Annotated in this window: 22 protein-coding genes, 2 tRNA genes and 1 other annotated feature; of the genes, 22 read left to right on the plus strand and 2 right to left on the minus strand. The window is 34.8% G+C overall.

What is annotated here, in order from left to right:
* Positions 1–67: 67 nt before the first annotated feature.
* From dnaN to gyrA, 9 genes are all read left to right on the plus strand, one after another.
* Entirely contained in the window at positions 68–1,201 is a 1,134-nt protein-coding gene (gene dnaN / locus OCL94_RS09265) for a DNA polymerase III subunit beta (RefSeq protein ID WP_262996640.1), read from the plus strand.
* Between the two features lie 155 nt (positions 1,202–1,356).
* Positions 1,357–2,253 carry an ABC transporter ATP-binding protein gene (locus tag OCL94_RS09270; RefSeq protein WP_262996641.1) on the plus strand — a complete coding sequence of 299 codons (897 nt, stop codon included), beginning with the start codon at positions 1,357–1,359 and terminating at the stop codon, positions 2,251–2,253.
* A complete protein-coding gene (locus tag OCL94_RS09275) occupies positions 2,246–3,487 on the plus strand; it encodes an ABC transporter permease (protein WP_262996642.1) in 1,242 nt (413 codons plus the stop codon). Before OCL94_RS09270 ends, OCL94_RS09275 begins: the two co-directional genes overlap by 8 nt.
* A 125-nt stretch (positions 3,488–3,612) precedes the next feature.
* Positions 3,613–4,335: a DsbA family protein gene (locus tag OCL94_RS09280; RefSeq protein ID WP_262996643.1), complete on the plus strand. Its 723-nt coding sequence runs from the start codon at positions 3,613–3,615 to the stop codon at positions 4,333–4,335.
* Complete coding sequence (locus OCL94_RS09285; RefSeq protein ID WP_262996644.1) at positions 4,335–4,763, plus strand: disulfide oxidoreductase; 429 nt, start codon at positions 4,335–4,337, stop codon at positions 4,761–4,763. Before OCL94_RS09280 ends, OCL94_RS09285 begins: the two co-directional genes overlap by 1 nt.
* Before the next feature lie 134 nt (positions 4,764–4,897).
* Complete coding sequence (yaaA, locus tag OCL94_RS09290) at positions 4,898–5,116, plus strand: S4 domain-containing protein YaaA (protein WP_262996645.1); 219 nt, start codon at positions 4,898–4,900, stop codon at positions 5,114–5,116.
* Positions 5,116–6,225 (plus strand): DNA replication/repair protein RecF, encoded by a 1,110-nt coding sequence (recF, locus tag OCL94_RS09295; RefSeq protein WP_262996646.1) that lies wholly within the window; start codon positions 5,116–5,118, stop codon positions 6,223–6,225. Before yaaA ends, recF begins: the two co-directional genes overlap by 1 nt.
* Before the next feature lie 7 nt (positions 6,226–6,232).
* Positions 6,233–8,155: a DNA topoisomerase (ATP-hydrolyzing) subunit B gene (gene gyrB / locus OCL94_RS09300; protein WP_317618554.1), complete on the plus strand. Its 1,923-nt coding sequence runs from the start codon at positions 6,233–6,235 to the stop codon at positions 8,153–8,155.
* Positions 8,156–8,182: 27 nt separating this feature from the next.
* Complete coding sequence (gene gyrA / locus OCL94_RS09305; protein WP_262996648.1) at positions 8,183–10,846, plus strand: DNA gyrase subunit A; 2,664 nt, start codon at positions 8,183–8,185, stop codon at positions 10,844–10,846.
* Positions 10,847–10,878: 32 nt separating this feature from the next.
* Here gyrA and OCL94_RS09310 read toward each other — a convergent pair whose 3' ends face one another.
* Positions 10,879–11,691: an NAD(P)H-hydrate dehydratase gene (locus OCL94_RS09310; protein WP_262996649.1), complete on the minus strand. Its 813-nt coding sequence runs from the start codon at positions 11,689–11,691 to the stop codon at positions 10,879–10,881.
* 117 nt (positions 11,692–11,808) lie between these two features.
* Positions 11,809–12,013: a binding site (T-box leader), on the plus strand.
* Between the two features lie 65 nt (positions 12,014–12,078).
* On the opposite strand from OCL94_RS09310, the gene serS reads away from it, so the two are divergent.
* The 7 genes from serS to OCL94_RS09345 all read left to right on the plus strand — a co-directional run bounded on the left by serS (position 12,079) and on the right by OCL94_RS09345 (position 20,637).
* Positions 12,079–13,350 (plus strand): serine--tRNA ligase, encoded by a 1,272-nt coding sequence (serS, locus tag OCL94_RS09315; protein ID WP_262996650.1) that lies wholly within the window; start codon positions 12,079–12,081, stop codon positions 13,348–13,350.
* A 249-nt stretch (positions 13,351–13,599) separates the two neighbouring features.
* The gene (locus OCL94_RS09320) at positions 13,600–14,115 is read left to right on the plus strand and encodes a YceI family protein (protein ID WP_262996688.1); all 516 of its coding nucleotides are present in this window, start codon (positions 13,600–13,602) and stop codon (positions 14,113–14,115) included.
* 134 nt (positions 14,116–14,249) lie between these two features.
* Positions 14,250–15,170 (plus strand): YybS family protein, encoded by a 921-nt coding sequence (locus OCL94_RS09325; protein WP_262996651.1) that lies wholly within the window; start codon positions 14,250–14,252, stop codon positions 15,168–15,170.
* 24 nt (positions 15,171–15,194) lie between these two features.
* A complete protein-coding gene (locus OCL94_RS09330) occupies positions 15,195–17,165 on the plus strand; it encodes a DHH family phosphoesterase (RefSeq protein WP_262996652.1) in 1,971 nt (656 codons plus the stop codon).
* A complete protein-coding gene (gene rplI, locus OCL94_RS09335; protein WP_262996653.1) occupies positions 17,165–17,611 on the plus strand; it encodes a 50S ribosomal protein L9 in 447 nt (148 codons plus the stop codon). The genes OCL94_RS09330 and rplI overlap by 1 nt, the downstream gene beginning before the upstream one ends.
* Before the next feature lie 20 nt (positions 17,612–17,631).
* Positions 17,632–19,029, plus strand: coding sequence for a replicative DNA helicase (gene dnaB, locus OCL94_RS09340; RefSeq protein ID WP_262996654.1), 1,398 nt, complete (start codon positions 17,632–17,634; stop codon positions 19,027–19,029).
* A 312-nt stretch (positions 19,030–19,341) separates the two neighbouring features.
* A complete protein-coding gene (locus OCL94_RS09345) occupies positions 19,342–20,637 on the plus strand; it encodes an adenylosuccinate synthase (protein WP_262996655.1) in 1,296 nt (431 codons plus the stop codon).
* Between the two features lie 71 nt (positions 20,638–20,708).
* On the opposite strand, the gene OCL94_RS09350 is transcribed toward OCL94_RS09345, so the two are convergent.
* A complete protein-coding gene (locus OCL94_RS09350) occupies positions 20,709–21,596 on the minus strand; it encodes a YitT family protein (RefSeq protein ID WP_262996656.1) in 888 nt (295 codons plus the stop codon).
* 133 nt (positions 21,597–21,729) lie between these two features.
* Here OCL94_RS09350 and OCL94_RS09355 point away from each other — a divergent pair.
* The 6 genes from OCL94_RS09355 (at position 21,730) to OCL94_RS09380 (ending at position 26,682) form a co-directional block, all read left to right on the plus strand.
* Positions 21,730–21,804, plus strand: a tRNA-Glu gene (locus OCL94_RS09355).
* A gap of 14 nt (positions 21,805–21,818) precedes the next feature.
* Positions 21,819–21,891, plus strand: a tRNA-Asp gene (locus OCL94_RS09360).
* 147 nt (positions 21,892–22,038) lie between these two features.
* Positions 22,039–22,740, plus strand: a complete 702-nt coding sequence (yycF, locus tag OCL94_RS09365; protein ID WP_262996657.1) for a response regulator YycF — start codon at positions 22,039–22,041, stop codon at positions 22,738–22,740.
* Positions 22,741–22,746: 6 nt separating this feature from the next.
* On the plus strand, positions 22,747–24,585 hold the full coding sequence (gene walK, locus OCL94_RS09370) for a cell wall metabolism sensor histidine kinase WalK (RefSeq protein ID WP_262996658.1): 1,839 nt from the start codon (positions 22,747–22,749) through the stop codon (positions 24,583–24,585).
* Positions 24,566–25,891: a YycH family regulatory protein gene (locus OCL94_RS09375; RefSeq protein WP_262996659.1), complete on the plus strand. Its 1,326-nt coding sequence runs from the start codon at positions 24,566–24,568 to the stop codon at positions 25,889–25,891. Before walK ends, OCL94_RS09375 begins: the two co-directional genes overlap by 20 nt.
* The gene (locus OCL94_RS09380; protein WP_262996660.1) at positions 25,891–26,682 is read left to right on the plus strand and encodes a two-component system regulatory protein YycI; all 792 of its coding nucleotides are present in this window, start codon (positions 25,891–25,893) and stop codon (positions 26,680–26,682) included. The genes OCL94_RS09375 and OCL94_RS09380 overlap by 1 nt, the downstream gene beginning before the upstream one ends.
* Positions 26,683–26,689: the final 7 nt, after the last annotated feature.

Raw genomic sequence — 26,689 nt, forward strand, 5'->3', positions numbered from 1 at the left:
TACTATTATTACGGTTTTAAAAGAGATAAAATATAAATAAATATCATTTTAAGGAGCTTATTCAAATATGAAATTTACGATTCAAAGAGATTACTTTATCACTCAATTAAATGATACGTTAAAAGCAATTTCTCCAAGAACAACTTTACCAGTATTAACAGGGATTAAATTAGATGCATTTGATAATAAATTAGTATTAACAGGATCTGATTCTGAAGTATCAATTGAAATTACAATTCCTACTGAATTCGGTGACAATGAAATTTTATCTGTTGATCAAAAAGGATCAATTGTCTTACCAGGACGTTTCTTTGTTGATATTATTAAAAAATTACCTGCTGAAACAGTAACAATTGAAACTAATGATCATTTCCAGGCTAAAATAACATCAGGACAGTCTGAGTTTAATGTTTCAGGTATTGATTCAGACCAATATCCATTGTTACCTCAAGTTAGTGAACAAGAAGCTATTACATTACCAATTAAAGTATTAAAAAATGTTATTAAACAAACAAACTTTGCAGTGTCCACGTCAGAAACACGACCAGTGTTAACAGGTGTTAACTGGATGATAACTGATGGTGTGTTAAACTGTACTGCAACAGATTCTCATCGATTAGCTTTAAGAAAGTTACCCCTTGAGAATACGAATATTGAATCAATCAATGTTATTATTCCAGGTAAAGCATTAAGTGAATTAAATAAAATCATTGATGATACTGAAGAAACGATTGATATTTTCTTTGCTTCAAACCAAGTGTTATTCAAAGTAGGTAATATTAACTTTATTTCTCGTTTGTTAGAAGGTAATTATCCAGACACCTCTAGATTATTCCCTGAGAGCTACGAGACGGCACTTTCAATCAATAACGGGGATTTCTTCCATGCAATCGATCGTGCGTCTCTACTAGCACGTGAGGGCGGAAATAACGTTATTAAATTATCCGCTGCAGAGAACGCAGTTGAATTATCTTCTACATCACCTGAAATCGGTACTGTAAAAGAAGACGTTAAAACAAACAAATTTGAAGGAGAAGGAATCAAAATCTCTTTCAACTCAAAATATATGATGGATGCGTTACGTGCAATTGATAATGACGATGTGCAAGTAGAATTCTTTGGAACGATGCGCCCATTCATTTTAAAACCTGAAGAAGACGAAAACTTAGTACAACTTATCTTACCGATTAGAACGTACTAAACTATATTGAAGCTTAAGCCAAATTTTGGTTTAAGCTTTTTTAATGAATAAAATTCACTTTTTGACTAATATAGTTGTCAAAATAATTGAAATATATTACAATTCAAAGTGGATTATGACAATTACATAAACGAATGATCGATGGAGGGAACTGCATGCTTGTATTAGAGAATGTCAGCAAACAATTTAATGACTTTACTGCTGTAGATAACGTCAATATTGCTGTGCCAGCAGGAGAAATGCTTGGTTTTTTAGGTGGAAATGGTGCAGGTAAGACGACAACGTTTAGAATGATTCTAGGTTTGTTGTCTAAGTCGAGTGGTAAGATTTCATATAATGGCAAGCCAATTGACTATTCAGTGACGGATTCCATTGGGTACTTACCGGAAGAACGTGGTTTAAATCCAAAGCTTAAAGTCAGTGAGCAAATTCAATATTTAGCACAATTAAAAGGGATGAAAAAGAAAGATATCGATAAAGCATTAGATTTCTGGTTACATCGATTTGAAGTGCCAGAAAATAAAAACAAAAAAATTGAAGATTTATCAAAAGGTAACCAGCAAAAAATTCAATTAATTGGTGCTATTATACATAATCCATCGTTATTAATTCTCGATGAACCGTTTAGTGGATTAGACCCTGTCAATGTAGAGCTACTTAAATCAGCAGTAAAAGAAATCAATGAAAAGGGCGCTACGATTGTATTTAGCTCACATCGTATGGAGCACGTAGAAGAAATGTGTGATCACGTATGCATTTTAAATAAAGGAAAGACTGTCGTTTCAGGTGAAATTAAACAAGTTAAACGTGATTTTGGTAAGAAAGAAATCATAATTGAAGGACAACATGACTTCAGTACGCTTGCCAATATTCCCGGTGTTACACAATTTAAACAAAATAAAAATGACGTTCGACTACAAATAGCAAATGGTGATATTGCACCGACAGTTTTTGAAGCGGTGAAACAATTTGGTTACGTTTCAAGATTCCAGGTAAATGAACCGTCGCTTAATGAAATATTCATTGAAAAAGTAGGTGGCAAACATGAATAAATTTATTCCAACTTTTTGGCTTACATACTGGAAAAAAGTCTCAAGCAAATCATTTATCATTTCAACAATTATTGTCATGTTGATTATTATTGGATTAAGTAATGCAGATAAGATTTATGATTTCTTCGATAAAAGTGAAGATGATATTACCGTTATTTCATCAAGCAACAAACAATTAGCAACGATTTTTAAAGATGAATATCAAAAGCTCAATAAGAAAAAGAAATTGCAAATCGTTGCGCTTGAAGAAGGTAAAGAAGGTATTAAAAACGAAAAGTATAAAGTGTTAATTGACATTAAAGAAAATAAAGAAAAAATGATTGAAAGTAAAGTGTATACGCTGGATAATATTGATTCGAATGACATGACGCAAATTCAATCAACATTAACAGCATTTCAAAGTAATAACATTGCAAAATCGCTTGATTTAGCTCCCGATAAACTTGCTAAAGTATTATCTCAGGCAAAAGTAGAGAACGAAGTTATACAACCTGCAAATGCCAATGATAAAGTTTCAGTTGAAAGTAAAGCCGTTAATACAGCATTAGTTTATTTAGGCATCTTTTTAATTTTCTTTATCACGATTAATTATGGCAGTCAAATTGCAACTGAAATTGCACAGGAAAAATCTTCTCGTGTCATCGAAATGATTGTGACAAGTATTTCACCGATTACACATTTAATGGCGAAAATTATTGGTGTAATCGCCGTAGCGTTAACACAACTTTTAATATATGGCATTACTATTTTAACGTGTATGAAAGTATTTAACTTAAACAAAACGATTAAAAATTTTGGCTTCGAGTTTACGCAGGAAAATGCGCGCGTATTAATCTATGCCTTGATTTTTCTAATACTTGGACTATTACTTTATATTAGTTTAAGCGCGATTGTTGGATCGCTTACGAATCGTATTGAAGATATTGGACAAGCGATTATGCCAGTAACATTTTTAAATATGGCAGCATTTTATATTGCGATGTTTAGTTTGACTAAGCCGGACACGCTGCTTGTGAAAATAACGAGCTTTATTCCATTCTTCACACCACAAGTAATGTTGCTTAGAACGATTTCTCAAAAGACGAGCGATTTCCAGATTATTATTGGCATAGTACTATGTTTCGTAACGATTATTGCTTTATTCTATATTGCAGCGAAAATTTATAAAGGCAGCGTATTTAGTAATGATAAGAGTTTAATTAAGAATTTTAAACGTGCATTACAAACAAAATAAGTTCACAAAAGATTAATTATTTATGTGTGGCATTGTTAATTTAATTAATATAAAATTTATACTATGTATTTTATTTTTATATTAAATAATGTGTGTAGACACACTAAATAAGAGGAGTATTTCTTATGAAAAACAAAAGTTCATTAATCTTTACAATGGTACTTACATTGCTAGTAGTAGGTGCTTTAGCGGCGATGGTTATCATGAAACAAAAGGATAAAGCAGATACAAGTAAAGTAAATACAACTTCTATAAATAATTCTGCAAACAGTAATAAAGGGAATAGTCCGGTTGACACGGATAAAGTGGACGTTAAAGGACAACCGATGTTAGGGGATAAAGATGCAAAAGTAACCATTGTTGAATTTGGTGATTTTAAATGTCCAGCATGTAAATATTTTGAAAGTGAAATGAAGCCAGAATTGAAAAAGAAATATATTGATACAGGAAAAGTGAAATTATACTTTATTCACACACCATTCCATGGCGATGAATCAATCTTAGGCGGGCTTGCTGGTGAAACAGTATTAAAGCAGGAACCTGATAAATATTGGGACTTCCATACAGCTTTATTTAAATTACAACCTGCTAACCATAGTACAGATGAAAAATGGTTAACGATGTCTGTCGTAAAAAAAGCATTGCAGGCAGCAGAAGTAAAAAATGTTGATAAAATCGTTAAAGCAATTGAAAGTACAAGTGAAAAAGCAGCAGTTCAACAAGACGTTGATTTATATCAAAAACATAACATCGTTTCGACTCCAACAATTATCGTTGATGGTAAAGCGTTAGAGGATCCAATGGATATGAACAAAGTTACAGAAGCGATTGATAAGGCGTTGAAATAATGAGAAATACGAAATACTTTTATATTTCCTGGGTAATTGCTTTAGTTGCAATGTTAGGTAGTTTATATTATTCAGAAATAATGCATTTTGTCCCATGTGAAAAATGTTGGTATCAACGTATTTTGATGTATCCATTAGTATTAATCGCTGGATTTGCAGCATTTATTAATGCATATCATTTTAAATATTTAATCATGACTTTTTCGATTATAGGATTTTGTATTTCTGTAACACATTATCTTGAACAGAAAGTACCTGGTTTCGCTCCGATTAAACCTTGTGTCGGCGGTGTACCATGTACGACACAATATGTTAATTATTTCGGCTTTATTACGATTCCCTTTTTAGCAGGCACGGCATTTTTATTAATAACGATTATGATGTTGCTTGTTAAAAAATCAAATGATGTTCAATCATCCACTAAATAAAATAAACATAATGATAAAATAAAACGTTGAGTGATAAGCATTCAACGTTTTATTTTATGTGAAAAAACATGCATTTTTTAAAGATTAAAGGTATAATTATATAATGACTGACATGGAATAGGAGTGAACCGTGAATGGTAAATGTAGTGAAATTAAATAGTGAGATTACGTTAGGTCAATTTCTTAAAGCGGAAGGTATTATTTCAACTGGGGGCCAAGCGAAATGGTATCTTCAGGATTATCCAGTAGTACTTAATGGCGAAGAAGAAAATAGACGTGGTAAGAAGCTGCATCAGAATGATGTATTAGAAGTTGAAGGCGAAACGTACAAGATTACTTACACGGAGCAGTAATGAAATTAAAGTCACTATCCTTATCGCATTATAGGAATTATGAGCAAGCAACCTTAGCTTTCAATGACGAAGTGAATATATTAATAGGCATTAACGCGCAAGGTAAGACAAACTTACTTGAAGCGATTTATTGCCTCGCTATGGCAAAAAGTCATAGAACTTCAAATGACAAAGAATTAATTACCTGGGGTGAGCAATACAGTCATATTGAAGGTGAGCTAGCTTATCGTCATGGTTCAATGCCATTATCACTCACGATTTCATCCAAAGGTAAAAAAGCAAAAGTAAATCATTTAGAACAAAAGCGATTAACGGAATACATAGGACATATGAACGTCGTATTATTTGCGCCAGAAGATTTAAATTTAGTCAAAGGAAGCCCACAAATAAGAAGACGTTTTATTGATATGGAAATTGGACAAATATCAGCTGTTTATCTTAATGATTTATCTAACTTCCAGAGAATCCTCAAACAAAAGAATCATCATCTGAAACAGCTTAAGCTTACAGGTAATACGGATACAACAATGCTTGAAGTATTGAATGAACAATTTGCAGAATACGCTGTAAAGCTGACACAACGTCGTAAATCGTTTATCGAAAAGCTTGAAGAACTCGCTTTACCCATTCATCAAGGTATTACGAAACAAAAAGAAAATTTAAAACTACATTATTTATCAAATCTTGAATATATCGAGCATACGGATGCAATGATCGCTGCATGTGTGGCATTGCTAAATAAAGAAAGTAAACGTGAAATTGAGCGTGCGCAAAGTCTTCATGGCCCGCATCGAGATGATATTACATTTACTATTAATGATATTGATGTGCAGACTTATGGTTCTCAAGGACAACAACGCACGACCGCACTGTCTGTTAAGCTGGCAGAAATAGAGCTGATTTATTTAGAAGTCGGTGAATATCCAATTCTATTGCTGGATGATGTTCTTTCGGAATTAGATGATCATAGACAAACACATTTGCTAACAACAATTCAACATAAAGTTCAAACATTTGTAACGACAACATCAGTAGATGGTATTGAACATGAAACAATTAACAGAGCGAAATTATTTAATGTCTCTGATGGACATATTTCGACTAACTAAAGGCTAGGTGACAATCTTGGAACAAAATTTAGACCAATATGGTGCTGACCAGATACAAGTATTAGAAGGATTAGAAGCGGTACGTAAAAGACCAGGGATGTATATCGGTTCAACTGCATCACGTGGTTTACACCATTTAGTATGGGAAATTGTCGACAATAGTATCGACGAAGCTTTAGCAGGTTATGCTGATGAAATAGAAGTGGTAATTGAGAAAGATGACTGGATTCGTGTGACGGATAATGGACGTGGTATTCCGGTTGAAATGCATAAGAAGATGGGGCGTCCAGCTGTCGAAGTTATCTTAACAGTGCTTCATGCCGGTGGTAAATTCGGCGGTGGTGGATATAAAGTTTCTGGTGGCTTACACGGTGTTGGGTCTTCAGTTGTTAATGCACTGAGTTCGACACTTGAAGTATACGTGCATAAAGAAGGACAAATTCATCATCAGGCATATCATAAAGGAACGCCAGCTTTTGATTTAAAAGTCGTAGGCGAGACAGATAAGACAGGGACAGTTATCCGTTTTAAAGCAGACCCTGAAATCTTTACTGAAACGACAGTGTATGAATATGAGATTCTTCAAAAACGTATTCGTGAATTAGCGTTCTTAAACAAAGGGATTAAGATTACGGTTCGTGATGAACGTGAAGAAGAAGTGATTGAAGATGAATATCACTATGAAGGTGGTATTAAATCTTACGTTGAATTATTAAATAAATCTAAAGAAGTATTATTCCCGGAACCGATTTATATTCATGATACACGTGATGATATTGAAGTCGAAATTTCAATTCAATACAATAATGGCTATTCAACGAACCTTTTAAGTTATGCAAACAATATTCATACTTACGAAGGTGGAACACATGAAGATGGTTTTAAACGTGCGTTGACTCGTGTAATTAATAGCTACGGGACAAAGAATAAATTGATTAAAGAGAATGATGAGAAATTATCAGGTGAAGATGTACGTGAAGGTATTACAGCAGTTGTCTCTATCAAACATGGCGATCCACAGTTTGAAGGACAAACAAAGACGAAATTAGGTAATACCGAAGTACGTCAAATAACGGATAATTTATTCGCTGAAAACTTTGAGCGATTTTTAATGGAGAATCCTCCAGTAGCACGTATTATTGTTGAAAAAGGAATTATGGCATCACGTGCACGTCTTGCAGCGAAGAAAGCACGTGAAGTGACACGTCGTAAATCTGGATTAGAAATTTCAAGCTTACCAGGAAAACTTGCAGACTGTTCAAGTAAAGATCCTTCAATTAGCGAATTATACATCGTTGAGGGTGATTCTGCCGGTGGTTCAGCAAAGTCAGGTCGTGACTCTAAGACACAAGCGATATTACCGTTACGTGGTAAGATCTTAAACGTTGAGAAAGCACGCTTAGATAGAATATTAGGTAATAATGAAATTCGCTCAATGATTACAGCAATGGGTACCGGCATTGGTGGAGAGTTTGATATTTCTAAAGCGAGATATCATAAGATTGTCATCATGACTGATGCTGATGTCGATGGTGCGCACATTCGTACGTTGTTATTAACATTCTTCTATCGCTTTATGAGACCGTTACTTGAAGCAGGATATGTTTATATTGCACAACCACCATTGTTTAAAGTAGAACAAGGAAAGAAGAAATATTACGTATATAATGAACGAGAATTAGAAAAATTAAGAAAAGAATTGCCAACGACACCGAAATGGCAACTTGCACGTTATAAAGGTTTAGGTGAAATGAATGCGGATCAACTATGGGAGACGACAATGAACCCTGAGAACCGCTCTATGTTACAAGTGACATTAGGTGATGCGATTGAAGCGGATGAAGTATTTGAAATGTTAATGGGAGATGTTGTAGAACATCGTCGTACATTCATCGAAGAGAATGCCGTTTACGCAAATGTTGATGCATAAAGATAGTATTTTAAGGAGGCGCCATTTATGGCTTTAGAACACGATTCAAAACTACAGGATAGAAATATAACAAGTGAAATGAGAGAATCGTTTCTTGACTATGCGATGAGTGTTATCGTTTCACGTGCTTTACCTGACGTCCGTGACGGAATGAAGCCTGTTCATCGTCGTATTTTGTACGGAATGAATAATATGGGGATGACGCCTGATAAGCCATATAAAAAGTCTGCGCGTATCGTTGGGGATGTTATGGGTAAATATCATCCACACGGTGACTCATCAATTTATGAGGCAATGGTACGTATGGCACAGGATTTCAGTTATCGCTATATGCTAGTAGATGGTCAAGGAAACTTTGGTTCTATGGACGGAGACGGTGCGGCTGCAATGCGTTATACAGAAGCCCGTATGTCTAAGATTGCCATGGAATTAATGCGTGATATTAATAAAGACACGATTGACTTCAAAGATAACTATGATGGTAACGAACGCGAACCAATTGTATTACCTTCAAGATTTCCGAACTTACTTGTGAATGGTGCATCTGGTATTGCGGTAGGTATGGCAACAAACATTCCTCCACATAACTTAACAGAAGTCATTAATGGTGTATTAGAGTTAAGTAAGAATCCTGACATTTCAATTCCTGAATTAATGGAATATATTCAAGGACCTGACTTCCCTACTGCAGGATTAATATTAGGACGCAGTGGTATTCGTCGTGCATATGAAACAGGACGAGGTTCTGTCATTATGCGTGCGAAGACGTTAATTGAAACACGTCCGAATGGTAAAGAAACAATTATCGTTACAGAAATCCCGTACCAAGTGAATAAAGCACGCTTAGTTGAGAAGATTGCTGAGCTTGCGCGTGATAAAAAGGTTGACGGTATTACAGATTTACGCGATGAAACAAGTTTAAAAGAAGGTGTTCGTATCGTAATTGATGTTCGTCGTGATGCGAATGCGAACGTCATCTTGAATAATTTATATAAATTAACACCATTACAAACATCATTTGGTGTGAATATGTTAGCGCTTGTTGATGGACAGCCGAAGACGCTAAATATTAAGCAGGCTATTTATCACTATTTAGAGCATCAAAAAGTTGTAGTAAGAAGAAGAACAGAATACAACTTAAAGAAAGCAGAAGATCGCGCGCATATTTTAGAAGGTTTACGTATTGCATTAGATCATATCGATGAGATTATTGCATTAATTCGTGGTTCTAAAAATGATGCTGAAGCTATGGAAGGCTTAATGGAGCAATTTAAGTTATCTGAGCGCCAGGCACAAGCAATTTTAGACATGCGTTTACGTCGTTTAACAGGTTTAGAACGTGATAAGATTGAAGCGGAATATTTAGAATTACTGAAATATATCGATGAGTTACGTGCGATATTAGCAGATGAAGAGAAGCTGCTTGAAATCATTCGTGAAGAATTGATTGAAATCCGCGATAAATACGGTGATGAACGCCGTACAGAAATCACTGCAGGCGGATTTGATCAGCTTGAAGATGAAGATTTAATTGATGAAGAGAATGTCGTAATCACGTTAAGTCATAACAACTATATTAAACGTTTACCTGCGTCGACTTACCGTACTCAACACCGTGGTGGTCGTGGTGTGCAAGGTATGAATACGTTAGATGAAGATTTTGTGAGTCAAATGGTGACAACGTCTACGCATGATAATGTATTATTCTTTACGAATAAAGGACGCGTATATAAAGTAAAAGGATATGAAATTCCTGAGTTATCTCGTCAATCGAAAGGTATTCCAATCGTTAACGTACTCGAGCTGGATAAAGATGAGAAGATTAGTACGATGATTGCTGTGAAAGACTTAGAACGTGAAGATGCCTTTATTATCTTTGCAACGAAACAAGGTTTAATTAAACGTACGAGCCTATCACACTTTGCGCGTATTAACAAGAATGGTAAGATTGCGATTAACTTTAGAGAAGATGATGAACTGATTGCAGTCCGTTTAACGGATGGAAATAAACAATTAGTTATCGGTACGAAGAATGCTTCACTCATTCGTTTTGAAGAAGATAAATTGCGTCCACTTGGAAGAACAGCAGCCGGTGTGAAAGGTATTTCGTTGCGTGAAGGCGATGAAGTAATTGGACTTGACGTGATTGAATCGAACGGCGAACATGAAGTATTAATTGTTACTGAGAATGGTTACGGTAAACGTACAACAGAATCTGAATACCGTATTTCTAATCGTGGCGGTAAAGGGATTAAGACAGCAAGCATTACCGAGAAAAATGGTAATCTAGTATGTATCACAACGGTTAATGGTGATGAAGATATTATGATTGTGACGAATCAAGGTGTAGTCATTCGTTTAGATGTTGCCGAATTCTCTCAAAATGGTCGTTCAGCACAAGGTGTACGCTTAATTAAATTAGGTGAAGGACAACTTGTGGCGACTGTTGCTAAAGTTGAAAAAGAAGAAGATATTGAAGCCATTGATGCTGATAAAGCACCTGGAGAAGTTGTAGCAAAGCAAGAAACGACGTTAACTGATGAAGCTTTAGAAGAGCACAATGAAGAAATCGATACTGAAGCGGGACATGTTGTAGGTACAGTTGAAGAAGAAGATTACGAATCGAACAAAGATATTTTAGATAATAGTAATTTTGATGATATTTTTGAAGAAGACAATGAAACAGAGTAGGCCATCAGGCTTACTCTGTTTTTTGATTGATGTTATTTCTCTTCTAATTGCTTCATCATATATGGTAATTCATCAATAATACGACTTGCAGGCACTACATACATTTCTTGAGCGAGCTTATCGCCAATTAAACTATGAATATAAACAGCATGTTTAATGGCATCTTCTGAATGAAACTGCCCTAAGAAACTAGCAATTACACCTGCTAATGCATCTCCCATACCACCCGATGCCATTGCAGCATTGCCGACTGTAATCTTATAATCACCACTCTTTAAATACAGTTCTGTTTCGTGTTTTTTCACGATAACATGTACGCCTAATTCATCGGCTTTCGCACGATTACGTTCTGGTGTTTGTTCTGCAATCGGTATACCACTTAGTCGTTCCCATTCCATTTGATGTGGTGTGAAGATGACATTACATTTCGGTAATGGATGTTTTAATTTACTTAATATTGTAATACCATCACCGTCAATTATGAGTATTTGATGTTCTTTTATATGTTGAAATAATATTGTGAGTACATTATTTCCCTGGAAATCAAGTCCAAGCCCTGGTCCTATTAATATACTATCAGCATTTTCAATTAACTTTGTGAGGCGTTTGATGTCATTAATGTCAGATACCATTGCTTCAGGACATCTTGAATGAAGAGCTGTATGATTTGACTGATGTGTCGCTACAGTTGTTAAGCCGCCACCACTATATACACATGCTCTAGCCGCCATCATGATTGATCCACCCATATTTTGATTGCCACCAATCAATAATATACGACCATAATCCCCTTTGTGTGAAACGAGTTTCCGTTTAGGGATTTGAATATTTTCAATGATTTCCATGTTCATTCTCCTTTAATATAATGGTGATATTATCTTAAAATAATATCATTAATTTTTTTCAATATAAATGATTGTCAATTCAGATAGTCCTATGATACTATAATAGCAAATCAAATAATACATTTGTCATTTGGGATAAGTAATGTTGAGACAATTGATAGAGACATAGTGGTTGGTGCAAACTATGATGTTGTATACATGAAATTCTACCCATATATAAAGATTGGCAAACCGGTGATAAGCCGTTATGTAATGGAGTGAATAGTTAAACTTAGTTTATCTATTAATTAGGGTGGCAACGCGTAAATACCACGTCCCTTGTATAGGGATGTGGTATTTTTTTGTACCCGGAAATAATATTCAATATAAAAATAGGAGGAATTCAACATGTTAGACATTAAATTATTTAGAACGGATGCTGAATTTGTTAAGAAAAAATTAGAAATGCGTGGTATTGAGACTTCTATCGTTGATGAAATCTTAAATTTAGATGCTAAAACACGTGAGTTAACTGCAAAGACTGAAGAATTAAAAGCGAAACGTAACAAAGCAAGTGAAGAAATTGCTTTGAAAAAACGCAATAAAGAAAATGCAGATGATGCCATTGCAGCAATGCGTACTGTAGGAGATGAAATTAAAACTATCGATGCTGAATTGAATACTGTTTCAGCTGATTTACGTGATAAATTAGTACGTTTACCGAACTTAGTCAGCGATGATACGCCGTTTGGTAAAGATGAGGATGAGAACGTTGAAGTGCGCAAATGGGGTACGCCGCGCGCATTTGATTTCGAAGCGAAAGCGCACTGGGATATCGTTGAAGATTTAAAGATGGCTGATTTTGAGCGTGCAGCGAAAGTATCTGGTGCACGATTTGCATTCTTAACGAAAGATGGGGCGCGTTTAGAGCGTGCTTTAATGAACTTTATGTTAGATACGCACCGTGAAAATGGCTATCAAGAGATGGTAACACCACAACTTGTGAATGCAGATTCAATGTTTGGTACAGGTCAATTACCAAAATTTGAAGAAGACTTATTTAAAGTTGAAAAAGAAGGATTATACACAATCCCAACATCTGAAGTACCGTTAACAAACTTCTATCGCAATGAAATAATGACTGCAGATATGTTACCAACGAAATTTACAGCAATGACAGCATGTTTCCGTAGTGAAGCAGGATCTGCAGGACGTGATACGCGTGGTTTAATCCGTATGCACCAATTTAACAAAGTTGAAATGGTACGTTTTGAAACACCTGAAAATTCTTATGCAGCATTAGAAGAAATGACACGTCACGCTGAATTGATTCTGGAAAAATTACAAATTCCATACCGTACAATTAATTTATGTTCTGGTGATATTGGATTTGGCGCTGCGAAAACATACGACGTTGAAGTATGGTTACCAAGCTATAATGCATATAAAGAAATTAGCTCATGTTCAAATATGACGGACTTCCAGGCACGTCGTGCAAATATCCGCTTCAAACGTGATAAAGATGCAAAAGCTGAATTTGTTAATACTTTAAATGGATCTGGTTTAGCTGTTGGACGTACATTTGCAGCTGTGGTTGAGAACTATCAAAACGAAGATGGTTCTATTACAATTCCTGAAGTATTAGTACCATATATGGGTGGACAAACAGTAATTAAATAATCACGAATAAAAATATAAAATGTTTAAAGTGTAGTTTTACAAGGTATCTATAGAATATAGATACCTTGTTTTTTTATCAAATCACTTATCGAAAGAAATTTAAAAATATATTTTTTATACTTGCATATACTTAATATATCTGATATATTAAGTATATAAGTTAGGGATAAGGAATGATACAACATGTTTAAGAAGCTTTTCGGGAAAAACAAAGAAAATAAAACAAACAACGAAAGAGGTAATTTAACAATGACAAACTTTACATTAGACAATGCACATTCAAGCATCGATTTTTCAGTAAAACACATGATGGTTTCAAAAGTAAAAGGTGAATTTACTGAATTCACTTCAACTGTAACTGGCGATATTAATGATTTACCATCTTTAAATGTTACTGCAGCTGTTAAAGTGGATTCAATCGACACAAACAATGCGGATCGTGACGGTCATTTAAAATCAGGAGATTTCTTTGATGTAGAACAATACCCAGAAATCACTTTCGTATCAAAATCAGTAACGAACAATTCAATTACAGGTGATTTAACAATTAAAGGTGTTACTAACGAAGAAACATTTGATTTAGAATTTAACGGTGTTCATAAAAATCCAATGTCAGGTGGAGACGTAACAGGCTTAGTTGTATCTGGTACAATCAACCGTGAGAAATACGGTTTAACTTGGAACCAAGTATTAGAAACTGGCGGTGTAATGGTTGGTAAAGACATTAAATTCGAAGCTGGCGTTGAGTACGCAATCGAAGGTTAATATAATTTTTTTAGACTATCCTGAATGGGGTAGTCTTTTTTTGTTTTTGAAGAAAAGATACATACATTGAGGTATTCTATGTAAAGTTGTAAAATAGAGTAGTTATAGAAATATTTTTTAGAAAGTGAGATTTTATGTTGAAAATAGATTTAAGTAAAACCGTTATCGTCACAATCATTATGATGATGATAACATTCTTGATAAATATCGTGCCGTCTTTGGTAATATTTATCGCGCCATTTTTATTGTTACCCACTGCGTATTTATATTGCAAATCACGTAATGGCTATTATGTCATGAGTGTAATCGTCATTCTAGTCACCCTATTTTTGTCGATATTTACGATGCAAGTCATGATGGGTGCGATATTTGCTGGATATATCACTGGGCAGTTATTAATTGAAAGAGCATCAAAAGAACGCATATTATATATATTGACGGTGTTCTATAGTATTTATACTTTATTATCAATTATATTCCTTCAAATCACGGGTTTCCTGCCGAAAGTAGAATCTTGGTTTAAGCCAACGTTGAAACTATATAATGAGTATTTGTCTACAGGGATTCAAGATGGTACAATATCGCAATCGCAGTTAGAAATGTTTAATTTAAGTATGGATGCTATGTTGAAACAAGTACCGGGTATCATGATATTTATGCTATTTTTATTAGTGTTATTACAGATCACAATCACATTACCGTTACTTCGTAATTTCAAAATAGCGACACCTAATTTTAGACCATTATATTCATGGCAATTACCTAGAACATTATTAATCTTATATGTCGTTGCTGTAGTGATTCAATTGAGTATTGGAGATACAGATTATGTTCTTTTAGGAGTCGTGATAAACTTAAGATATGTTTTAGAGTGGTTATTATTTATACAAGGTTTATCTTTATTTCACTTTTTTATGAGAGTGAGAAAGACACATCCAGTATTAAATGTATTTATTTTCTTTATCGCCTTCATTTATGCACCAATTACACAACTTTTCGGCATTATTGATTTGATGGTAAACTTAAAGAAAAGAATTCCTGGAAAGAAAAAGTAATTAATAATTGAATGAGGTGTCACAATGAATAGGAAGTACAATAAGCAAACATTAGTTATGCCATTTATTGTTATGTGTATCGCTGCATTTATTGTTACTGGGATACTGTATACGGTTCACCCGATGACAGCATTAGTGACGTTCGGCATACTAATGGTCATTACATGCGTCAGTCTTTTCTATTTGAGACATGGCATTAGACAGAATGAAACATATATTGCAAACCTTTCAACGTCGATTGATCGTGGAAAACGCTATGCAATTAGTGAATTACCAATTGGTGTCATATTATTAGATGAGAATGAACATATTGAATGGCATAACCATTTTATTAACGATAAAATCACCGTGCCGCTAATATCTGAATCAATTCATGATGTATTCCCAAATTTGTTAAATCAGTTTAAGAATACGAGTATTAAAGAAACGACTGCTGTATTTGAGCACTATAAGTTTAAAGTGAACTATGCGGATGCGAATAATATTCTGTATTTCTTTGATATTACGGATAAAATCGAAACAGAGGCACTCTATGAAGAAAGTAAGCCAATCATCGGTATATTATTCTTAGATAACTTTGATGAAATTACACAAAATATGGCGGATGCACAACGTACAAAGATTAATAGTATGATGTCTACAGAAATCAACAAATGGGCTGAAGAAAATAATGTTTACATTAAACGTTATCAATCTGATCAATATATGATGTTTTTTAACCAGAAGATATTACATCAAATTGAAGAAACGAAATTTAATTTGTTAGATAATATCCGAGATAAAAGTCGTGAAATCAAGACACATATTACATTAAGTATTGGTATAGGTGAGGGTAGCGAAAACTTATTGGATTTAGGGACGCTAGCACAGTCAAGTTTAGATTTAGCGCTAGGCCGCGGTGGTGACCAGGTGGCCATTAAAAATATGAATGGTAATGTACGTTTTTATGGTGGAAAGACAGATCCAATGGAAAAACGTACACGCGTACGTGCGCGTGTTATCTCTCATGCATTACGCGATATTTTAATTGAAGGCGATAACGTCATTATTATGGGACATAAACGACCGGATATGGATGCTATTGGTGCTGCCATTGGTGTTGCACGTTTCGCTAAAATGAATAATTTAAAGGCCAATATTATCTTAAATAATCATGATGTAGATGATACACTGTCACGCGTCATGGCTGAAATTGCTGAGAAGCCTGAATTAGACGAAATCTTTATTTCATCTGAAGAAGCATGGAATATGATGACGAAGAAGACGACTTTAGTGATAGTGGATACGCATAAACCGGAAATGGTGATTGATGAAAGTATATTAAATAAAGCATACCGAAAAGTTGTCATTGACCATCATCGACGTGGAGAATCATTTATTGAAAGCCCATTACTCGTATACATGGAACAATATGCAAGTTCAACAGCAGAGTTAGTGACAGAGTTATTAGAATATCAACCAACTGAGCATAAGTTGACGCGTTTAGAAGCGACAGTAATGCTTGCGGGTATTATTGTGGATACGCGTAACTTTACATTGAGAACAGGTTCTCGTACATTTGATGCGGCGAGTTTCTTAAGGAACCACGGTGCAGATACGATTCTTTGTCAACATTTCTTAAAGGATGATATTGAAACGTATATTAAACGCTCTGAGATTATACGTACAGTCCAACTGTCGGATAATGGTATTGCTATTGCGCATGGACCGGTTGGAGAAGTTGTTCATCCAGTAATTGTAGCCCAGGCAGCAGATGAACTACTTGGTATCGAAGGTGTCGAAGCATCATTTGTAGTAGCAGAGAGAAAAGAGAATGTGATTGGCATTTCTGCCCGATCATTAGGGGAAATTAATGTTCAACTCGTTATGGAAAGCATGGGTGGTGGCGGTCACTTATCGAATGCTGCTACACAGCTTGAGAACATGACGATCGATGAAGCGATACAATATTTACAACAAACAATACAAGCACAAGAAGAAGGAGACGAACAATAATGAAAGTAATATTTACACAAGATGTTAAAGGTAAAGGTAAAAAAGGTGAAGTTAAAGAAGTACCTGTAGGTTATGCGAACAATTTCTTATTAAAAAATAAATATGCTGTTGAAGCAACACCAGGTAACTTAAAGCAATTAGAAGCTCAAAAGAAACGTGTTGAATTAGATAAGCAACATGAATTAGAAGAAGCGGAAAACTTAAAAGTAAAATTAGAAGCTTTAGAAGTGAAAGTTACTGCGAAATCTGGAGAAGGTGGTCGTTTATTCGGTTCAGTAAATTCTAAACAAGTTGCAGAAGCATTAAATAAACAACACGGTATTAAATTAGATAAAAGAAAAATGGATTTACATGATGGTATTCGTAGCTTAGGTTATACGAACGTGCCAGTTAAGTTACACAACAAAGTAACAGGCACTTTAAAAGTACATGTAACTACAGAATAATAGTATTCGAGGAGGATAATATGTCAGATTATCTTGAAGGTAAGAAACTACCCTTTAATTTAATAGCGGAGCAATCTGTATTAGGTGCTATCTTTATTGATAATGAAGTATTATCTTCTGTACTTGAAACATTATTGCCGCTACATTTTTATAGACAAAGCCATCAAAACATATTCCAGGCAATGCTCACATTATCAGAGCGTAATGATGTTGTCGATATTATTACGGTCATGAATCAAATGACACAAGATGGTACGCTCGAGGCAAGTGGCGGTGAAATGTATTTAATTGAACTGTCGGAGAAAGTACCTACTGCAAGAAACGTTGATTTTTATGTAGATATCGTTTATCGTGATGCGATTAAACGACGATTAATCCATGTTGCAGATAGTATTGTTGAAGATGGTTATAATGAATCGCTTGATTTAGAAACATTATTATCAGATGCTGAAAAGCGTATTATGGAAGTTTCAACGAACCGTGGTGCGGATGGTTTTAAAGAAATTAAAGATGTGTTAACGGAAGTATTTAATAACGCAGAAGAGCTGGATAATAATAAAGGCCAAACACCAGGTATACCAACTGGATATAGAGATTTAGATCAAATGACGGCTGGATTTAACCGCAATGATTTAATTATTATTGCAGCCCGTCCATCTGTAGGTAAGACGGCATTTGCCTTAAATATAGCAACACAAGTTGCTACGAATGATACACCATATACGGTTGCAATATTTAGTCTTGAGATGGGGGCCGATCAATTAGCGACGCGTATGATTTGTAGTACGGGAAATGTTGATTCGAATAAGCTCCGTACGGGTCAAATGGATAGTGAAGACTGGAATCGATTTACTGTAGCAGTTGGTAAATTATCTCGAACAAATATTTATATTGATGATACACCAGGGATTAGAATTACAGATATTCGTTCAAAATGTCGACGACTGCATCAAGAGCATGGTTTAGATATGATATTAATTGATTATCTTCAATTAATACAAGGTTCTGGAGGACGTTCAAGTGAGAATCGCCAACAAGAAGTATCTGAAATCTCACGTATGTTAAAGGCACTAGCACGTGAATTAAAGTGCCCTGTTATCGCATTATCACAATTATCTCGTGGAGTAGAACAACGACAAGATAAACGTCCGATGATGAGTGATATTCGTGAATCTGGATCGATTGAGCAGGACGCAGATATTGTGGCATTCCTTTACCGTGATGACTACTATAACCGTGGTCAAGGGGAAGATGGAGATGATGCAGAAATAGACGCAGGTGCACAAGATGAAAATGGTGAAATCGAAATTATTATTGCGAAACAGCGTAATGGCCCGACGGGTACTGTAAAGCTTCACTTCTTAAAGCAATATAACAAATTTACAGATATTGATTATGTACATGCAAATATGGTTTAATAAAAACACGTACTTTATTTTTTGTATTTAAAATAAAGTACGTGTTTTTATGTGAAAGTGATGCGCGTATTATAGGAATGTATGGAATAATTTTTTAGTTTGTTGAATATTTTTTTGAATATATATCACGAATTATTAAATAATAAGTTACAAAATAAAAGTTTTTATACACTTGCACATGAATAAACTTATAAATCCTTATTTAAAAGCATATAATATTGTATATTTATTAATGTTCGGATTTTGGTTGATTTTTTATCTTTAAATTGATAGAATGGCTAAGGTTAGTTAAGAAAATTTGGAGGTGCACTTATGTCATCAATCGTAGTTGTTGGGACGCAATGGGGAGACGAAGGTAAAGGTAAGATCACAGACTTTTTAGCAGAACAAGCGAATGTGATTGCTCGTTTTTCAGGTGGTAATAACGCAGGACATACAATTAAATTCGGTGGAGAAACGTATAAATTACACTTAGTACCATCAGGAATTTTCTATTCAGATAAATTATCAGTAATCGGTAATGGTGTTGTTGTAGATCCGGTTGCTTTATTAAAAGAGTTAGATGGATTAAATGAAAGAGGTATTTCAACAGATAACTTACGTATTTCAAATCGTGCGCAAGTCATCTTACCATATCATTTAAAACAAGATGAGTTAGAAGAAGAAAAGCGTGGCGATAACAAAATCGGTACGACGAAAAAAGGTATCGGTCCAGCTTACGTAGATAAAGTACAACGTATCGGTATTCGTATGGCTGATTTATTAGATGAAGAAACATTTAGAGCGAAGTTAACAGAAAACTTAAATGCTAAAAATGAATTATTTGAAAAAATGTTTAATGCTGAAGGATTTACTTTCGATGAAATCTTTGAGCCATACTTTGCAGCAGGTCAACGTTTAAAACAATATACAGTGGATACAGCGAAAGTATTAGATGATGCATTTATCGCAAAAGAAAAAGTATTATTCGAAGGTGCACAAGGTGTTATGCTGGATATTGATCATGGAACATATCCATTCGTTACATCTAGTAACCCCATTGCAGGTAACGTAACAGTAGGTACAGGTGTTGGACCAACTTTCGTTGATAAAGTAGTAGGGGTATGTAAAGCATATACTTCTCGTGTTGGAGATGGTCCATTCCCAACTGAATTATTTGATGAAGATGGACATCATATCCGTGAAGTTGGCCGTGAATATGGTACGACAACAGGACGTCCACGTCGTGTCGGCTGGTTCGACTCTGTTGTATTACGTCATTCTCGTCGTGCAAGTGGTATTACAGATTTATCAATTAACTCAATTGACGTATTAACAGGTTTAGAAACAGTTAAGATTTGTACTGCATATGAGTTAGATGGCGAAATCATCACGGAATATCCAGCGAACTTAAATGCGTTAAATCGTTGTAAACCAGTATTTGAAGAATTACCAGGATGGACAGAAGACGTTACATCTTGCAAAACGTTAGAAGAATTACCTGATAACGCACGTCGTTATTTAGAGCGTATTTCTGAATTATGTAACGTAAAGATTTCTATCTTCTCAGTAGGACCAGATAGAACACAAACGAACCTTTTAGAAGATTTATGGGATACAAGTAAATAAGTAAAGATATAAAAACAGCAATAACGCAATCTATACTATAGATGACTTTATTGCTGTTTTTATATGCAAAATTAATGAATGTCGCGTTTCTTAAAGCGACCACCTTTGACTTCTGAGACGTTCCCAATTGCGACAAAAGCACTTTCATCATAATGATTTACAATATCTTTTAGTTTGAATTCTTCTAAACGTGTGATGACACAGAAAATAACCTTTTTATCATCACCAGTATAAGCGCCTTCACCAGATAAATAAGTGACGCCACGACCTAAACGTGCATTAATGGCATCGCCAATTTCTTCATGTTGATCGCTAATAATCCATACTGATTTAGACTCATCAAGTCCTTGCTGTACAATATCTATCGTCTTAAATGCAATGAAATAGGCGATAACAGAGTACATTGCTGACTCCCAGTTGAATACGAAACCTGCAGCAACGTAGATAAAGAAGTTAATGACCATTACGATTTCACCTACAGAGAATGGAGATTTATTACTGATAAGAATGGCTAATATTTCAGAACCATCTAATGAACCACCATATCGTATAACAAGTCCGACACCTAAACCTAAAATAACGCCTCCAAAAATAGTCACTAGAAATTTTTCGTTTGCAAAAGGAGGTACGGGATGTAACAATGCCGTGCTGATTGATAAGATTGTAATGGCATAAAGTGTTGATATGGCGAAAGTTTTACCGATTTGTTTATATCCGAGGTAAAAGAATGGAATGTTTAAAATAAAGATAAACACACCGAGAGGTAATTTAAGTAAATGGGAAGCCATGATAGAAATACCAACGATACCACCATCAAGTAAACTGTTGGGTACTAGAAAGAGTTCTAGTGAGACAGCCATTAAGATGGCGCCTAAAGTTATGAAACAAAAACGTTTAATCTTTTCTTTCAATGGTAACTTTTTATGTTGTTTTGTCACTTGTTCAATCGAATTCGACATAACATGCTCCTTTCTTTGAATAAATATTGATGCTTATATAATAATTATACTAAAAATTTTAAAGTTTTTTAAAAATAATGCTTGATAAATTTATTTTCTACATGCTATAATCAATCTTGTGCTATTAATTAATGGCCCCTTGGTCAAGCGGTTAAGACACCGCCCTTTCACGGCGGTAACACGGGTTCGAATCCCGTAGGGGTCACCATTTTAAATAAGCAAGGTCCCGTGGTGTAGCGGTTAACATGCCTGCCTGTCACGCAGGAGATCGCGGGTTCGATTCCCGTCGGGACCGCTTTAAATAGAAAAGAAGTTAGACATTTGTCTAGCTTCTTTTTTTATGCGTCCACGCGTTTCAGACGACGTTATAGAAAAAAGTATGAAACAGTGGTAAATTATAGAGTAGGATACTATTGAATTTTACCAGAGAAGAGGGATTAAGATGTCGAGAAAAATCGTTGTTGTTGATGATGAAAAACCGATTGCTGATATATTAGAATTTAACTTAAAAAAAGAAGGTTATGACGTGCATGTTGCGTATGATGGTGATGATGCAGTCAATCTGATATATGAAGTACAGCCTGATATTGTATTACTTGATATTATGTTACCGGGTCGCGATGGTATGGAAGTTTGTCGTGAAGTGCGTAAAAAATATGATATGCCGATTATTATGCTGACAGCTAAAGATTCAGAAATTGATAAAGTGTTAGGTTTAGAACTTGGTGCGGATGATTATGTAACGAAGCCATTCTCAACACGTGAGTTAATTGCGCGTGTAAAAGCAAATTTACGCCGCCATTATACTCAAGCACAGACAGAGGAAAAAGAAGAGTCAACTGACATTACAATAAAAGATATTATCGTATATCCAGAAGCGTATTCAATTAAGAAACGTGGCGTTGATATTGAATTGACGCATCGAGAGTTTGAACTATTCCATTATTTAGCGAAGCATATTGGTCAAGTAATGACGCGTGAGCATTTACTTCAAACGGTATGGGGCTATGACTACTTTGGTGATGTACGTACAGTTGACGTTACGATTCGTCGTTTACGTGAAAAAATTGAAGATGATGCAAGTCATCCTGAATATATCGTAACTCGCCGAGGGGTAGGATACTTCTTACAAACTCAGGAGTAGTTGCACATGAAGACGTTATATAAAAAACTACAATCATTACACATTAAATTAGTTGTGATTTATGTATTACTGATTATTATCGGGATGCAAATTATTGGGTTATACTTCACGAATAACCTGGAAAAAGAATTAACAAAAAATTTCGAGACGAATATTAATCAACAAATTAAATCAATCAACTACGATATACGAAATATATATAAAGAAAATAAAAAAACACCGAATAAAGTGCAGCGTGAAATTCAAAAAATAGTGGATGAGTATGCATTGCGTACTGAAATAGATACGATTCGCTATGTAGACGATAATGAAGTGATACTAGCTACGAGCAATGATTCAAATCGTGAAAGTATTAATCAGAAAATCAATGATAGCCAAATTAAAACGTCACTTTCTTTAGGTAAAACAAATGATCGTGTGAAATTACGTGATGATCCAGGTGGTAAAGTTCGTGTATGGGTTAAAAATTTCCCGATAAAAGATAATAATAAAATATTAGGTGTTATCCATGTGGAAGAGTCGATTGAGCCTGTGTATGCGCAATTAATGAAGATTAATAGTATTTTCATTATTGGTACAGGTTTGTCGTTATTAATCACGATTATTTTAGGTTTCTTTATTGCGCGTACTATTACGAAGCCGATTTCTGATATGCGTAATCAGGCGCTTGAAATGTCTAAAGGGAATTATACGAATCGTGTTAAAGTATACGGTAATGATGAAATTGGTGAATTAGCATTAACGTTTAACAATTTATCGAAGCGTGTACAGGAAGCTCAAGCGAATACGGAAAGTGAGAAACGTCGATTAGACTCGGTCATTACGCACATGTCTGATGGCGTTATTGCAACAGATAGACGTGGTCGTGTGCGTATTGTGAATGAAATGGCATTAAAAATGCTGGATATGAATAAAGATCAAGTAGAAGGACGACATGTTCTGGACATATTAAATATTGAAGAACATTATTCATTGGATGAACTGCAAGATATCGCAGGTGGTATTATCATTGATTTAAATGAAAAAGAACAATTAATTGTGAGAGCATCATTTTCTACGATTATACAAGACACAGGATTTATTACAGGATATATTGCGGTATTACATGATGTTACAGAACAACATCATGTTGAGAATGAGCGCCGTGAGTTCGTTGCGAACGTATCGCATGAATTACGTACACCTTTAACGTCGATGCGTAGTTATATTGAAGCACTTGAAGAAGGTGCATGGCAGGATGAGAATCTTGCACCACAGTTCTTAAGTGTCACGCGTGAAGAGACAGACCGTATGATTCGATTAGTAAATGATTTATTACAATTGTCGAAGATGGATAATACGGATGATCATTTAAATAAAGAATTAATTGATTTCAACATGTTTATTCATAAGATTATTAATCGCTTTGAAATGTCAGAAGGAAAAAATGCGACGTTTATTCGTGATATTCCGAAAACGGGTATCTTTGTAGAAATTGATCCGGATAAGATGACGCAAGTATTTGATAATGTGATTACGAACGCTTTAAAATATTCAAAAGGTAAGAAAAAAGTTGAATTCCACGTGAAACAAAACACGTTATTCAATCGAATGACGATACAGATTAAAGATAACGGGATTGGTATTCCTCTTAACAAAGTAGATAAAATCTTTGATCGTTTCTTCCGCGTGGATAAAGCAAGAACACGAAAAATGGGTGGGACAGGTTTAGGACTTGCGATTAGTAAAGAAATAATAGAAGCGCATAATGGACGTATTTGGGCAAATAGTAAAGAAGGATTTGGCACATCAGTTTATATTACACTTCCATGTGAAGTATTAGACGATGGTGACTGGGATGTTTAAAGGCATTATTAAAGGTGTTATTCTTTTTGCACTCGTAATGTCGAGTATCGTACTAACATATAAAATCTGGAACTTTAAACCGAACCTTGCCAACATCGAAACGTCTATTACAAAGACGAATACAGCATTAAGTCCAAAAAACCTGGATAACATTAATAGCGTGTTTTTACCATATCAAATTATTTCGTATTCGGATGACAATATTTATGGTACATCTGATAAAGATGTACTTTTAGAGTATATTAAACGTATTTCAAATTTAAAGGCAACTGAAATTACGAGCAGTAAACAAGGGTACAACGTACTATCAAAAATGGTGAGAAATAACTTCGTAATGCTCGATTATGCGGGTGAGTTGCCAGTCATGATGTATCAAACGGATATATTGAACAATGTCGTTAAAGGTGACACGAATGCTACATTCCATCGTATCTTTATCGATAGTGGCTCTAAATCAAATATATTGTTATATATGATGACATCATCGCATCAAATTGTTGAAATTGAAACGAATGGGTCAAGTAAAGCATTTAACGAATTAGTAAGTAAGTCACGTAAGCAGATGAGCGCTTATACAGGGATTATTACGAATGAAAAAACAACGGATGAACTTACAAGTATATATGTCCCTGAAAAACCCGCGCATACACAAGCCTATAGTTATTTAGCAGATAATATTAACGTAGATGACATTAACAAAGTTGTGTTAGGTGATAAGAATAGTATTATCGAACGTTCAGATAACAATCTGTCAAAAACGTATAACTCGAATACGGGTATTGTTAAGATGAGTAATAATGAGTTATATAAATTTAATAACTTATCTGAAGTAGATCATGGGAAACCCAATCCGATGAACAATTTAATCAATTCGTTTAACTTTGTTAGTGAGCATCATGGATTTACGGATGATTATCGTTATTTTGGAATAAAGTCAGCCGATAAATCGATTAATTATCAAATGTTCTTTAAAGGCCATCCTGTATTTAACACACACAATTTATCTGAAATAGATATCATCTGGGGAGATAAAGATGTGTATGAATATAAACGTGGCTTATATACAACGAGTGTGGCAGTCCCTTCTAAGCAAAAAATTAATAACTTACCTTCTGCCGAAGAAGTGAGATTTGCTTTGGCGTCGAATAAGCAATACCAGTTTGAACGTGTTACAAATATGATGGTCGGATACAGTATGGAGCGCTCTGACGAAGAAACCATTCAATCGATGTTGTCATTTAGACCAGCGTGGTTTGTGAAATATAATGATGAATGGAAAGAATACGATAATGGGAGGCTGAAATAATGGATTGGAAACATGCCACATCGTTATTTATCTTTGTATTCTTAATCATTAATATTGCGCTAGGTTTTATTTATCATGAGAAAGTACAGCGTGCAAATATTGTTGAAGACACGAAATCAGAACGTATTGATTTTGCGAAAGAAGGTATTACGTTACCGAAACTTCCATCTGCAAAGAACGTTTATATGAATATTATGTCTGCTAAAAGCGCAGGATTTACTGAAACGTCAGCAGATTTCGATAAGAAAAGTGAAAGTTTAAAAACAATGACGACAGTAGAAGTTAAGCCGAAGATTAAGCTGGACCGCATCGATGAAAATGCAATTATTAAAGGATTAAAGAAATATATTGTGACACAAGTTGATCGCGGAAAAGAATACACATTAAGTGGTATTGACCGAAAAGAACGTATCCTTTACTTTGATCAAGTGTACGGTGAATATCCAATATTAAATAATGATAAAGCACAGCTCGCATTTAGTTATAATGCGAACAACGAAGTAACGACATATAAACAAACTTACTTGAAAGATATTCAGGAAGGTTTAGGTAAAAACAATGAAAAGAAAAAAGTAATTCCGGCTAAGGAAGCGATAGAAGTATTGTACTATCAGACAGCTTTAGAGCGCGGAGATAAAGTGACGAGTGTGAGATTGGGTTATTATTCAATCGTACGTGAAACACGAGGCCAGGTGCTGAAACCAACATGGCAAGTCGCAGTACAGAAGGCAGACGGTACTTCTATCACGTTTTATGTTGATGCTGTGAATCCAGAGCAACCAATTTTGTAATTAAGTG

Origin of the sequence: Macrococcus capreoli, from assembly GCF_025628935.1 — a bacterium.
In the GTDB taxonomy this organism is placed as follows: domain Bacteria; phylum Bacillota; class Bacilli; order Staphylococcales; family Staphylococcaceae; genus Macrococcoides; species Macrococcoides capreoli.